Source organism: Chitinophaga pendula, assembly GCF_020386615.1.
Classification (GTDB): Bacteria; Bacteroidota; Bacteroidia; order Chitinophagales; family Chitinophagaceae; genus Chitinophaga; species Chitinophaga pendula.
Genome location: NZ_CP077769.1, coordinates 1,407,634 through 1,422,254 on the forward strand (window position 1 = coordinate 1,407,634; position 14,621 = coordinate 1,422,254).

A 14,621-nucleotide genomic window follows, 5' to 3' on the forward strand; every position below is an offset into this window, starting at 1 on the left:
ATTTTGTTAAAAAGCGTAGGTGAATGAAAGTGCCATATATCGGCCAGTATTGAAGCGCCTGAAGATATTATCTCCTTTATAAAGTGGCCCGCTGACACCAGGATAAGCGCCAGGCATATAGCCGGTATTCTTTTCGGCAGTATACTTGTTGTCATAGTCCTGATCTTCTACTATTCGTACCGCCTGATCTAATAAATTTTGAATATTGAGTCTTACATTCATAGACTTAAACAGCCTTTGGCTGATAGAAAGGTCTAACTGGTGCCTGGGCAATTCCAATAAATTGGGACGGATAAAGGCTTGGGCAGTTGGATTACCATTAGGCCCGGTCTCCGCGTCACCATGACCTTCCTTAGTAGACACTTTGGATACTGCATTGATCGTTGGACCTGAAATATTATAAGTCAGTGAAAATTTTAACCCCCATCCGGGATTTTCATAAAAAAGTCCTGTGTTAAGAACATATGGGGCCTGCCCCTGTAGCTGCCTGTTTTTAAATGCACTATAGAAACCTTGTTGGGCACTGTCGCCTACTGGAGCTTTGGATGCCCGACTTCTGATCAATGCACCATTGAGCATAATGGATAGGTTACGAAAGACGTTACCCGGGATAAAGGACAGACTTTTACGTACTTCTGCCTCTATACCATAAACCACAGCTTTATCCGCATTCCAGTAACTAATATTAGTGGGCAGAAATGATACTGCTCCAGATTGGTCATCCCGTATTTGCTCAATAGGATGTGTCAGATATTTATAAAATACACCTGCGTTGATGATCTCTCCCGGATGTGCTTTGGGATACCATTCCCACCGCAGATCATAGTTGTCAATTCGTGCTGTAAGCAAATTGGGATTCCCACGTATTGTCAGATCATTAAGAAAGTCGTAATCGGAGAAAGGTGAAATTTCGCGGAACTCAGGGCGGTTCACTGTTTTTCCATATCCGGCTCTGAAAAGCATGGTCGAATCAGCGAAAGAATACGTCGCATTGACAGAGGGTAACCATACATTTAATGGCTTTTCCAACAACAATGGAATAAAGGCGCCGTTTTGTACGATAGCGACAGACAGGCGTTGCCGGTCATGTTCAACACGTAGTCCTCCAATAATGTTCAGGCGCTTGTTCAACAGCTGCCAATCACCCATAGCATAAAAAGCAAGGTTGCGCTCATCCGCAACATAACTATCTGTTGGTTGGCTATCATTGTAAATCGCAAGCCCCTTCCCGTTTGCAGGGAAGTAGCCGGCAGACCATACTCTGTTCATCTCTTCTTCCTTAAACTGTATCAGGTTAGGATCGCTCCATCCGTAGTTATCATGGATGCCGGGAGGCGCAAATTCGAATCCGGCAAGATTTACACCATCGAGTCCTGCTCGGTTTACTTGAAAGAACCTGCGCTCTACTTCCCTGTTCTTAAATAGACCATAAGCGCCTGCTTTGATCTTTAGAAGAGGAGTAATAGTGTAGGTATAATCAAGTGCTCCCTGATAGTTTTTTTCATTGTTGGTAATAAAACTGCGATTCATCATTCCTAAGAATACATCACGGTAAGAGGTCATATTACTGCCTGCAGCATTAAAAAATCCGTTCTGTCCAAAGAATCGGATATTACGCTGATCGGGGATAAGCTGTCTGTAATAATTGTATCCGAGGTTCCATGCTACATGGTGCCGGCGGTTTGTACCCACCTGGTGTATACCTCTCAGGTTCCCGGAATACAATGTTCGCTGTTCAAAATTTTCCAATATATCTTTGCTGCGTATCTGTTGGGCGCTATCCTGTTTTGGGAGCTGGTTATACTGTGAAATGGAGACGGATGTATTTTTATTCCCTTCATTGAGGAAGAAATTTTTTAACTCAATAGAATGATGTTCATTCAGCTTGAGTAACAAATTCTCCATAATATTCAACCGTCCCTTTTCCATAGACTGATCCGCATGTGTGATCCTGTTGGCATCTTGCGTCATACCAGCAAAACTCATAGAATAAAGATTGCCGGTCTGACGGTATACTTGCTGAATACGATTTTCACGGGTGTAATTAACCATTGTAAAGTTGTACAGGCGAGCATGAGCACTTACCCTAACGTTGTCGAAATAGTTAATGAACCCCTGGATATCAGGACTCATCATTTTTCGGCCGTTTTGAATGTCCGGAGAGAAGGCCTGCAGCATCTTTACTTGGGCGACAGGGGCTTTCCCATAGTTGGCTGCAAATCCTGGGAGTAGGCGCGAGGGAGCGGTTCGTGTACCGTCATCAAATCCTAACCAGTCCAGGTGTCCTCCCTGATAAGTATTCCCTTCTTTGAATGTAGTCCCCGTTCTTATACCTGTTTGTATACCGATATCAAAATGTCTGACAGGCTGGGCATTTTTTGTAAATATTTTTACTGAGCCTCCGGTGACATCTCCGTAAACATCTGGCGTAGGTGACTTAAAGATGAGAATGCGATCTATGATCGGAGTGGGTAACAAATCCAGTGCAAAGGCATGTGTATATAACTCCGTACTCGGAGCCAATGCACCATTCAAGTAGGTTTGATTATAGCGGGGATTCATTCCCCGTATTACGATAAAGCGATCATCTGCAACAGTAATACCTGGGATACGTTTTACAATTTCAGCTGCATTCCGATCTGCCATCTTATTGATCTGCTCGTTTGAAATACCAGATACCACCGCATTTGCACCACGTATTTCGCTAATGATCTCTCGGTCAGTAGAGAAGGTCACAGGCGATACTCTTCTGGATCCCGCTTTGATGATTACGGCATCAAGAGACTTACCTGCTGTCATTTTTATATCATAAGTATTACTCTTGCCTTCTTCAGCCATTGCAAGAATACTATTACGCAGATAGCCAATATAAGAGATCAGTAAGTTATACTTTCCTATAGGGAGATCCCTGAACTCATAATATCCCCTTGTATCAGTAACAGTACCCTTGACGGTGCCTTCCAACTGAACGGACGCACCTGGTAGCGGTTGGGAGGTTTCAAAATCGACGATGCGTCCCTTGATGGTGCCTCCTTTTGTTTCAGAATGCACCGGGAGCGTTTGCTTTTCAGCAATACTGAAAGAAATGGTGCCTCCAATTGGCAAATAATTGAGTTGATACCTGTTTTTTAATTCTTCCAGCGCCTGCTGAAGGGATAAATATTGCCAGCTGATATTCCCTACGGCAATCTTTCTTAATGTGGTTTTGGAATAGGTAAATGAAAAGTTGGTTTGTTTGTCGAGTACTTCCAATACATCAGCAATGTTGGTATGTGTAACGGATAAGGTGACCTTTTCGGAAAGGTTGTATGACTGAGCGATTCCCGCTGTTGAAATCAACATCAACCAACAAAAACATATGGTCAAGGCTTGTCTGAATAAGGCATGGCTCCGCCTTTTTTGGGATTGATCCCAAATCTTTTTACTTTTGATCTGCATTTTTTTGACTTTTTTCCCTGGAGCTGTTCCCGCAGCTCCTTTTTTATTTAATAAAGACAGTGTCCCCTTGTATAGTAAGTGTAAGATGATAGGTAAATGCTATCCCTTGCAGCATTTGCGTAGGTGTTTCCTTACTGAAAATCGCAGAAACCGGAATATCGGGCTTGTTCTTACGATGCCATACGACTTTCCAATTATATCGTTTCGCCAATCGGTTGATGGCAGATGTCAAAGGCACTTCGTTAAATACAGTATATCCTTTAGTCCATGTGCTTACGTCATCAGGAAGTGTACTTATCTTATAAGATTTATTTTTCACCGACCAGGTAGCTAGTTTCCCTGGCTGTAAAATGGTCTGGGATATATCTCCTGCTGTTGATAACTGCACCTTACCACTTAATAATGCCACCTTAATTTCCTGCTCTCCTGTATATGCTTCAACATTAAATTCAGTACCGAGCACAAGTGTACGGGTAGGGCCTGCCTGAACAACAAATGGTTTATCTGCGTAAGGCTTGATATTGAACAATGCCTCACCGGATAATTTGACCAGTCGTACCGTGTCATCTGTACTCGTTGCCCATTCCAACCTGGAAAGCCTGTTTAACCACACCGAGGAGCCATCAGGAAGTTGAATGTGTTTTAGTTGCCGGCTGTCAGTATTAACGATAGATATGGTTGTTGGCGCAGCTTTTTTGCTGGTCTGAAGGTGCGGCAATAGATAAACGACGGATAAGCCAATAATTACAGCTGCGGCAATCCAACGGATATACCTGCGTCGAATTATCGGTAGTCGTTTGGCAGTTGCATCCTTCGGTAATGAAGGCAGTTGGTTACGCAATCGCTGGAAGGCCGTTTCCGTAAGGTCCTTGTTTTGCACCTGTGGATCATGTGCAGTAAGATCCAGTTGATCATACCATTGTTGAATGATTTGCTGTTCCGCTGGTGTGCATTCTCCCGTTAGGTACCTGTGTAACAGTTCGTTGACAAATTGCTGTTCGCTCATACTACTTATATCTCGTATAAGACGGACGAAAGTACCCCTGTCGGTATATTACCAAATTGTTATCGAAAGTGGATGCTAAAAAATGGGTAGGTGGTGTGAAAGCATTTTGCGTAAGCGTACTTTGGCTTTCTGTAAATGATTTTTTACACTTTGAGGAGTTAGGGATAATTGTTGAGCGATGTCACCAATGGAAAGATGTACCTGATAACGCATGAGGTATACTTCTCTCATACGCTCGGGAAGATTATTGACGGCCGTTTCCCAGTCACTGCTAAGTTCACGGTAATGAATAATGGTATTTTCTTTGACAACTGCAGCTGATTGCGCAACAAGTTGCTGATATAAGGCTTTTTTTTGTACTTCTCTTGTTTGTGTGCTGCGGTACCAGTCGATAACTTTATATTTTACTACAGTATACAGCCATGCTGCAAATGACCCGGTAATAGATAAGTGCTTACGGTTTTCCCATAATTGGAAAAATATATTCTGAACGATATCAAGTGCCTCTTGCTCATTCCCACATTTGCGATGAGCGAGCGTAAATGTCTCCTTCCAGTAACGATGGAATAATTCCTCATACGCGCGATTATCATCGCTCTTAAGTAATATCAGTAATTCGTTGTCGGGAAGTTGATTCATGATATACGAAACACAAATGTAACATCCGGATATTAAGGAAAAGTTAATTCCCTTATTGGAAGTCATTTATCTGGTGATGCAACGAAAGCTATTGCGTTTTCAAAAGATGAGTTGGGTCATGACATGTTTCCGAATGTCTTAGCTAGTTTTTGACGCCTGCCATTGAATGAGTTTAAACAAACTTAACTGAGATGACATCGCATTTTTTTATCGAGGTATTGACTTTTTAAGAAATTAACTTCATATTTGTATCACCTTCAGTGCTAGACTTAGAGATATACCCAAAAGAACAAGCAAATGAGACAAATGAATGATTACCCGCGTAACCCGTTAATTTGTGAGTTCTACAAAAGCAAAGTAATATTGCTGTCGTAAGCAAATTTTTTTTGTTATATTAATCCCTATCACACTGAAACAAATAAACCGAAGCCAAAATTAATTCCTTGCCATAATTAAATTAATTGTTATTCGACTAAAAATTTAATCTATGACTTATGTTAATCACCATATCCAGCTATAGCGTATAGTTTAACAAGGATAGGGGGTGGAAAGAACTGTTCCTATTAATGTTTATGAGATATTTTACCAGATTTTACGGGGATAATATATAGTACAAATTGTAAAATCTGAAAGGTGAATTTTTTAGCACAAAATTATAAATTCCAAATCCAACAGTATTGGATAGCTATGCCATATAATTATTAGAACTATATATTTATCAGAATTAATAGAGCACTATTTATCAGAAAATCCTGTACAAAGGAGAGTATGGCTTTAAATTTAGAGTCGTTCAGGGCCGTTGCCCCTGATCAAAGATTCCAATAACGTTGAGAAGTTTGTCATAGTGAGATTGCTTTTTTCTAAAATACTATCCGTTGAGGCTGTACTTTTTTGCAGCCCGTAGCGGTAGCTATGTTTTGAATCATCGTTATGTATAAAGCTGGTACATGAAGACACTATTGGGTTAACCCAACGTTGTTTCATACCCATCAGTGTTGACCATAATTACTGTCACCTAATAAAATTGCTGACTGAAGCTACAGCGGTCGCTATCTTTTGTTTATCCTATAATCGTTTAGAATATGGCGCGATTTTCCCCAGGGTGGTATGTTTTATATACCAGACCTTCCCACGAAAAAAAAGTTGCAGCGAACCTGAATGAATTGCAAATCCGTTGCTATCTCCCATTGATAAGATCGCTTCGGGCAATTGGCAACAAGTGCAAAATCATTGACACGCCCTTATTCCCCTCTTATCTCTTCATATATCTGGAAGAGATGCAGCAATATTATAGCGGACTAGATTTGGATGGTGTATTGAACTATGTGAAAATTGGAAGGGACATCGCCCGTGTACAGGACCAGGTGGTTGAAAATATTCGCCTGACTGTCGCCAGTGGCGAACAGCTGGAAGTATCCACAGAACAGTTTCTGCCGGGCGAGCAGCTCGTTATAAAGGAAGGTCCATTAGCTGGCCTTGCTTGCGAAGTAATCAATTACAATAGTAAAGATAAATACCTAGTAAGAGTAAGGTTAATGAACAGATGTATCCTTATATCTGCTGATGCCGCCAATCTATTGACCGATACTGTTATGTCATTACCAGCTTGCAGTTAAGAACTATCAACTTTTTAACCCTGACAGGATCAGGATAATATCCCCATACATTTATTAATAGTATAAATATCAGAATGAATACCGTCGTAAATGAAATAATGCCGGTGCGCATAGCCGGACTGGCAAAAGGATTGCAGATGTATGACGTCTCCTATGCTCAACGTCGTTTATGGTTGCAGGAACAGTTCGAAGATATGGGATATGTATATCATATGCCCTTTAGCTACAGGATGGAAAATATTGATGAGCATGTATTGGAAATGGCATTTATGGCATTGGTACACCGGCATGAATCATTCAGAACGACGATCGAACAGGTAGAAGGAGAGCCCAGACAATTTATTCATCCGGTAGAAGACTTTGCACCTTGGTTAGTATATGAAGATTTACGTACATGCATTGACGTTAAAGAAGTAGTAGAAAGAATTACAACGGAAATGGCCCAGGCGCCGTTTGACCTGGCACGTGGACCACTCGTAAGGGCAAAATTACTGAGGATCACAAATACTGAGTATCTCTTCCTGGTAACCCTGCATCATATTATATGTGATGGTTATTCTATGCAGCTGATGGAAGAAGAATTTAATACGTTTTATGAAATGATCTCGGCAACTGGGGATGTAAACATCCCCCCACTTCCGATGCAGTATAAGGACCATGCCGTAGGTCAAAAGAAACGGATAGAAAGCGGAGAATTGAATAAAAGCCGTACTTATTGGCTCGAACATCTCGCGGGTACACTTCCCTCTTTACAGTTATGTGCCGAAGTGACCAGACCTCTCAAAAGAAACTATGAGGGTTCCTCAGTGCATGTGCTGTTGCCGGAAGAACTCCGCTTAAACCTTTTTACATTCTGTCAGCAACGGAAAGCTTCCCTATTCATAGGCGTAATGAGCATTATCAAAATACTATTGTATCGCTATTCTGAACAAGAAGACCAGGTGCTTGGTATAGTAGTCGCCGGAAGAAACCAATTGGATCTGGAAAATCAGATAGGATTTTATGTAAACACACTCGCGTTACGCTCCCGCATACTTGCCAATAACAGCTTTGTAGAAATATTAGAGCAGGTAAAAGATATCGTCTTTAATGCCCAAACTCATCAGGAATATCCATTTGACCTGTTGGTGAACGAGCTGGGAGGTGTAAGGGACATGAGCAGGAATCCGGTATTTGATATAATGGTGAACTATATTGTACAGGAACCTATGACCCGGGATAGGATCATTGCAAATGATACCAAAGAAGGACACATTGATATACAGGAAGGAGGAATTAGCAAACAGGATATGAGTTTTGTGTTTACGGAATCTAAAGAAGGATTGACACTCGCCATAGAATATAACAGTACTATATATCCTGCCGCTTGGATGAATCGGTTCACCAGGCATTTTATTAACCTGGCAAATGCTTTGGTACAAGCACCAGATATGCCTGTGGCAGTAGTACCGTACCTGGAACTTACAGAGAAGCATCTTCTGATTGATGGACTGAACAACACATCGTATCCTTTTGACAAAGAAGCAACCATCATAGGTCTCTTTCAGCAACAGGTAAGGAAGAATCCCGATCGCATCGCTTTGCAGATGGGAGAAAAGACCTATACCTATAAGCAACTGGATGATATTACGGGGCGGCTGGCAACCTATCTTATCACAAAGGAAGAGGTGATACCAGGAGCTATTGTCGGCATTATGCAGGCACGATCACCTTGGATGATGATTAGCATTCTCGGGATATTAAAATGTGGCGCAGCCTATTTGCCGATTGATCCGGAGTACCCGGAGGATAGGATAAAATACATGCTGGAGAATGCGAAAATCGAAAGAGTACTTACGGATAAGCCAGCGCGTTGGCCAGCCAGTGCAACTGCCAGCCAGATAAGTATTAACACAGATCTGATAACCCTGCTGAATGAACTTGAACCGGCGCCGGCATCGCATCTGTCAAGTGCTGAGGACCTGGCTTACGTAATTTATACATCTGGCTCTACAGGTTTGCCAAAGGGAGTAATGATCACACATCGATCCGTGATTAACTTCAGTGAATGGCTGAAAGAGTTGATATATGCAGACGGACAGCCGCGGAACTGTATGCTCACAGCACCTATTAGCTTTGACGCTTCTGTGCAGCAACTATTCCCTCCTTTGATTTATGGAAGTAAACTGATAATTATCTCTGATGAAGAAAGGAAAGATCCTCATGCCTATGCACGCAGCATAGTCACACAGCAAGTAGCCGTACTGGACTGTACACCCGGATACCTGGAAGTAGTACTAGAGGCATTGGCAGCAATAAAGGGAGAACTGCCCGTCTTGACCACGCTGATTGGTGGAGAAGCGCTAAAGAAAGGATTGGTACAAAGATATTACACCGTATTCCCGAAAGGAAGCAGGTTGATCAATGTGTATGGACTTACTGAAACTACCGTAGATTCTACTTATGAGGTAGTACTGCCGGAAGAAGACGTGCCCTCTATCGGCAAACCTGTACATAATACAGGGATCCTGATCCTGGACAGTCGGCGCCAGTTGATGCCGTTGGGCGTGGCTGGTGAAATTGCAATCAGTGGAGATGGGGTTGCCAAAGGATATCTGTACGATGAACAAAGAACTGGGGAGAGATTTATAGCACATCCATACATAGACGGAGAGCGGTTGTTACTGACAGGAGACCAGGGATATAGGAGGGAAGATGGACGGGTCATGTTCATCGGTCGGAAGGATAATCAGATAAAATTACGAGGTTTCCGGATAGAATTGGGAGAGATCGAATTTAATATAGCCGCCCAGGAGGGAGTGGCCGAGTGTTGTGTGAAAGTTTGCAAAAACAAAATAATAGGTGACTTCCTGGTTGCTTATTATTCCGGCAATCTGATAAAGGAAAGTGAATTGAAAGCAAGATTGAAGGAAAAGCTGCCGGACTACATGATCCCCTCCCGGTTTGTATATATGGATAGGCTGCCATTGAATGCAAATGGTAAGGTGGATCGCCGGAAGCTGCCGGATGAGGATATGCCGGAAGAAATAATTCCCGAATCGTCGATATTGTTACCAGTATCCGATACAGAAATAGCATTAGCAGATATATGGAAAGAGGTGTTGGGTAAAAAACAGGTGGGTGTCGAGGATAACTTCCTGGAAATAGGAGGCCACTCGCTGAAAGCTATGCAGGTAATTACACGTGTTTATAAAGGGCTGGAAGTCGAGCTGATGCTCAAGGATATTTTTAGTTATCCAACCGTAGCGACATTGGCAGCTGAAATCGATAAACGAAAAGGAACACAAAAGGATAAAGCAATTACCAAAACTGCAGCAGCTGAGTATTATGATGTTTCCCTTACCCAACGCCGGTTATGGTTGGTAGACCAATTTGGTAAAACCGGGCATGTCTACAATGTTACAAGTGTATACGGGCTGGAAAATGTCGAAGTGGCTGCCTTGCAGCAGGCATTAGAATTCCTAGTAAACCGCCACGAAATACTTCGTACTACTATACAATTAATACAGGGACAACCTAAACAAAGGGTGCATAACTGGAGTGATTTTACAGATTGGTTAACGATCGTTGATCTGCGGCAGGAGAATCTTACAATTGATGAGTTAGGTGAAAAGATCAGGCAAAGATCTGCAATAGATCAGGACCTTTCCTCCGGTCCACTGCTGAGATGTACTTTGTTACGTACTACTAACCAGGGAGATTTACTAATCGTAGTCGTACATCACATCCTGATCGATGGTTGGTCTATGGACATATTTAAGCGAGAGTTATTGTCTTTCTATGAAGCCTTTAGTAAAGGAAAGGAACCGGTAATTCCACCACTATCATTCCAGTATAGGGATTTTGCCCGCTGGCAACAGGAAAAGATGAAAAGTAGGCAGCTGGATGCCGCCAGGGATTATTGGCTATCCCAGCTTACCGGCGAGTTGCCGGTATCAGAATTTCCGCAGGATAAGTTAAGAACAGGTATCAGGACATTTGATGGAGAGTCGCTGATTGCCATATTTCCTGCATACCTGAGAGAGAAACTAAGTGTTCTTTGCCGTAACAACGGAGCAACGTTGTTTATGGGGTTAGTAAGCATTCTGAAGGTGCTCCTTTATCGCTACACCGAACAGTCTGATATACTATTGGGTACGGTAGGAAACGGCCGGGATAAGCTGGAATTGGAAGATAAGATAGGGCTTTATGTTAACACACTTGTACTTAGAACAGCATTTCAGGCCGACACAGCTGGCTTCCTGGAGATTCTGGGGAAAGTAAAAGAGACTATATTAGGAGCTTTTCAATACCAGGATTACCCGTTCGATGCATTGGTGGAGGCACTTGGAAAAGAATGGGCCGCTGATAAAAATCCACTCTTCGATATTATTGTAGATATACAGACACACGAAGAAAATGATGTTCCATTTGAAGAAAATGAAGGAAATGAAGAATTAAGGATCATAAGATTCGGTAAGAACACCAGCAAATTTGATCTCAATTTTAGCTTTTATGAGAATAGCAAAGGGCTGGCACTCAGTATCATCTATAACTCAGCGTTATATAGCGAGGAGCGGATCACTGCGCTATTGCGTCATTATATAGAATTGACGACTCGGATCTTATCTGCTCCGGAAGAGCCAATAGGGAGCCTTCCCCTTATTGGAGAGGAAGAACAAAGCCGGTTGTCACAAGTGGCAAAGGGAAATTTACTGCCATATAATACTTATGAAGCTGTAAGTACCTGGTTTGAAATACAGACACAAGCAACACCTGGTAATATTGCGGTGTATGCAAACGGACATCATTATACATACGATCAGTTAAACAGGGCTGCGAATAAAATTGCCTGGTATTTAAAAGACAAATCAGTGAACGGTGAGCAGGAAATGGTTGTCGTTTGTATAGAACGGTCTTTTGAGTTTATTGCGGCAGTGCTGTCAGTCTTAAAAGCAGGAATGGTCTTCCTACCGGTGGACCCGGCTAATCCGGATAGCCGGATCAATGACATCCTGGTGCAATCCGGGGCCAGATGTATGCTCGTCAATGGTTGGAAAGGAACGCTGGCAGAAGGAGCAATTACATTGAATATAAGCGAGATATTGCAAAATACATCTACGAATGAGGAGAATTTGCCAGCAGCGAATCGTTTGAAAGAGGCTGCCTATGTGATATTCACCTCAGGCTCAAGTGGTCAGCCCAAAGGAGTAAAAGTAGCGCATCAGTCACTTATGAATTTATGTGCCTGGCATCAGCAGGAGTTCGGGATTATAGGTGAGAGTAGAGCGACGGTGTATGCTGGGACCGGCTTCGATGCCAGTATATGGGAAATATGGCCATACCTGTTGAAAGGCGCTGGTTTGTATGTACTACCACTTGAGGTGCAGCAACGCGAAGATCTGATGAGAGACTTCTTGCGGGAACATAAGATATCGCACATGTTCCTTCCCACCGCAGCATACGAACTCCTTGCAGATCAGCAGGTCTTCGGAGACGGACTTACCATATTTACAGGGGGTGAGCAGTTGAAAAAGGTTGGAAGCGGAAACTGGAAGCTCTATAATTGCTATGGACCTACAGAAGCAACGGTAGTAGCCTCATTTACGGAAGTGGAAGAGAAAGATGCGCCTATTCCCATAGGTAAACCCATCGCTAATACCCGTATCTATATACTGGATTCGCGTCAACAATTAATGCCCTATGGCTGTAAAGGAGAGATCTATATAGGTGGGGATGGTGTCGCGATCGGATACCTGAATGATCATATTCGCACACAGGAAAAATTTATTGCAGATCCCTGGTACCCCGGCCAAAAAATGTATAGGACAGGAGATTGGGGGTATTGGAATGGCGAAGGGCAATTGGTATTTGTCGGCAGACAGGACAATCAGGTGAAAATACGGGGTTTCAGGATTGAGCTGGAGGAGATAGAAAAGAATATGATGCAGGTCGAACAGGTTTCTCAGGCAGTGGTGGTAGCACATAAAGATGAAAATGGGAGCGCCTATTTAGCTGGTTGGTACACAGGTGAAATTAGTGAGGAGTCTATGAAGCATCTCCTGGCGCAGCGGTTACCTTATTATATGATACCTTTTTATCTGGAAAAGATAACAGCATTCGAACTGACTACAAGTGGAAAGATCGATCGGAAAAGCTTGCCCGTACCCGCCTTGATAACTAAAAGATTGGATCCGAATGACCTGCCCGCTACCAGAACCGAAAAGATTTTAACTGAGATATGGCAACGTATTTTTGGTAAAGGGATACAAGTAGGAGTAAACGACAACTTTTTTGAGCTGGGAGGACATTCTATCAAAGTAATGCAACTGATCAATGCAACTTACCAGGACTTAGATGCGGCTATCAGTTTCCGGGATGTCTTTACCTATCCCAATATTAGGTCGTTGGGCCATCTCATTGATGGAAGATTAAAAGAGAAAAACCGAGCGGATGTAAAACTATTAGTAAAATTGTCAGACGGTGATGCCGATCTGCCCTCTTTATTCTGCGTACCTGCCATCCTGGGATCGGCTACTGCTTATTTACCATTGGCAAATGCAATACAACATCAGGCGAATAGCTTCGGACTTTTCTATCCGGGTTTCTTTATGGAACAGGATTTTCCACAGAACTTACCTGGTATTGCACAGCTTCTCGCCTCGGAAATAATGAATATACAGGTAAAAGAAAAACCACTTTTCCTGCTTGGCTATTCAATAGGAGCTTGGATTAGCTTTGAGATGACCAAATTACTGGAAGCGAATGGATATACGGTGACCTTGATACTTATGGATAAAAATGTAGAGATTCCTGAAGAAGGCCGCGTCTATTTAAATAAATCGGATGTGATGCAGGAAGGATTCCTGTCGGAGTTGTCATGGCTGAATCAGACATTTACCGTAGAAGAAACCAGACATCTGGAAGCAATGTATAAACACAACTCAGATGTACACGCCAGTCATACTATTACAGGTATGGTGAATGCAGATATCTTCGCTATACAGGGAAATAATCCTTTGATCAAAACGAATATGTCAACGTGGAAAGAATACTCAAATGGACTGTTTTCTTCTTTCGATATTAATGCAATACATACAGAAATATTAAATACAGAACATCTTCCGATCTTAAGTAAGATCATGAAACGTATACTGATATCATAATGATAGAGCTATCTGAATAAACCGGTGCAGGGTCCGGTTTGACCTGGATGATATATCCTGGCAACCGATCCTGATCCAAAAAATCAACAATCTTATGCCACACCCAAAGATTAATCTTGCTATCCTGGACAATCAGACGTTATTCAGAAAGATGCTGAAAAATTACTTATTGGAGCATACCATGATCCGTATTGTGGCGCAGGCACCTGACTTACTCGACCTACGGGTGAAATTAAAGGATGCGGATGTTGATATCTTGCTGACAGATGTAAACCTCACCACTTTAGGAGGTATCGAATTGGTTAAGATGATCAGAAGAGAATTTCCTCAAGTACGTATACTTATACTATCTATGGTCGCTGATCTCGAGTTGATTAATGAAATGATGGAGGCTGGTATTCATGGCTATGTGACGAAAACAGAAGAGCCGGAAGAATTAATCAAAGCAATTATGACCGTTTCTGAAGGCCGGATCTATCGCAACAGGTTGTTTACAGAAGCTTTGTATTGGGGGAAACAACATCATCTCCGGAGCGGGATCAACGGATTGGATGTGCCATTGAGCGAACGGGAAAAGAGAGTGTTGCAATTGATATGGGAAGAAAAGAGTAATAAGGAAATTGGAGAACAATTATTCCTGGGTGTCAGGTCTATAGAGAAAATCAGGCAAGATCTGAAGGTTAAATTAAAAGTAGGTTCTACGGTAGGTATGTTAAAATACGCTATCAACAAAGGTATTGTAGCTGCCGGAAGAGACTCATTCATGATCCGATAGAT

6 protein-coding genes are annotated in these 14,621 nt (G+C 42.4%); 3 read left to right on the top strand and 3 right to left on the bottom strand.

What is annotated here, in order from left to right:
- Positions 1-6: 6 nt before the first annotated feature.
- The 3 genes from KTO58_RS05795 to KTO58_RS05805 form a co-directional block, all read right to left on the bottom strand.
- On the bottom strand, positions 7-3,342 hold the full coding sequence (locus KTO58_RS05795) for a TonB-dependent receptor (protein ID WP_198315010.1): 3,336 nt from the start codon (positions 3,340-3,342) through the stop codon (positions 7-9).
- A 139-nt stretch (positions 3,343-3,481) separates the two neighbouring features.
- On the bottom strand, positions 3,482-4,444 hold the full coding sequence (locus KTO58_RS05800) for a FecR family protein (RefSeq protein ID WP_095840297.1): 963 nt from the start codon (positions 4,442-4,444) through the stop codon (positions 3,482-3,484).
- Positions 4,445-4,519: 75 nt separating this feature from the next.
- Entirely contained in the window at positions 4,520-5,083 is a 564-nt protein-coding gene (locus KTO58_RS05805) for an RNA polymerase sigma factor (RefSeq protein WP_157753162.1), read from the bottom strand.
- Positions 5,084-6,165: 1,082 nt separating this feature from the next.
- Here KTO58_RS05805 and nusG point away from each other — a divergent pair.
- The 3 genes from nusG (at position 6,166) to KTO58_RS05820 (ending at position 14,619) form a co-directional block, all read left to right on the top strand.
- Positions 6,166-6,699 carry a transcription termination/antitermination protein NusG gene (gene nusG, locus KTO58_RS05810; protein WP_095840295.1) on the top strand — a complete coding sequence of 178 codons (534 nt, stop codon included), beginning with the start codon at positions 6,166-6,168 and terminating at the stop codon, positions 6,697-6,699.
- Positions 6,700-6,773: 74 nt separating this feature from the next.
- Positions 6,774-13,844 (top strand): non-ribosomal peptide synthetase, encoded by a 7,071-nt coding sequence (locus tag KTO58_RS05815; protein ID WP_225860079.1) that lies wholly within the window; start codon positions 6,774-6,776, stop codon positions 13,842-13,844.
- Positions 13,845-13,938: 94 nt separating this feature from the next.
- Positions 13,939-14,619, top strand: coding sequence for a response regulator transcription factor (locus tag KTO58_RS05820; RefSeq protein WP_095840293.1), 681 nt, complete (start codon positions 13,939-13,941; stop codon positions 14,617-14,619).
- The last annotated feature ends 2 nt before the right edge of the window (positions 14,620-14,621 follow it).

Excerpts from the sequence above, each read along its gene's own strand:
- KTO58_RS05820 (WP_095840293.1), top strand. The coding sequence starts at position 13,939 with ATGCCACACCCAAAGATTAATCTTGCTATCCTGGACAATCAGACGTTA.
- KTO58_RS05815 (WP_225860079.1), top strand. The coding sequence starts at position 6,774 with ATGAATACCGTCGTAAATGAAATAATGCCGGTGCGCATAGCCGGACTG.
- nusG (WP_095840295.1), top strand. The coding sequence starts at position 6,166 with ATGGCGCGATTTTCCCCAGGGTGGTATGTTTTATATACCAGACCTTCC.
- KTO58_RS05805 (WP_157753162.1), bottom strand. The coding sequence starts at position 5,083 with ATGAATCAACTTCCCGACAACGAATTACTGATATTACTTAAGAGCGAT.
- KTO58_RS05800 (WP_095840297.1), bottom strand. The coding sequence starts at position 4,444 with ATGAGCGAACAGCAATTTGTCAACGAACTGTTACACAGGTACCTAACG.
- KTO58_RS05795 (WP_198315010.1), bottom strand. The coding sequence starts at position 3,342 with ATGTTGATTTCAACAGCGGGAATCGCTCAGTCATACAACCTTTCCGAA.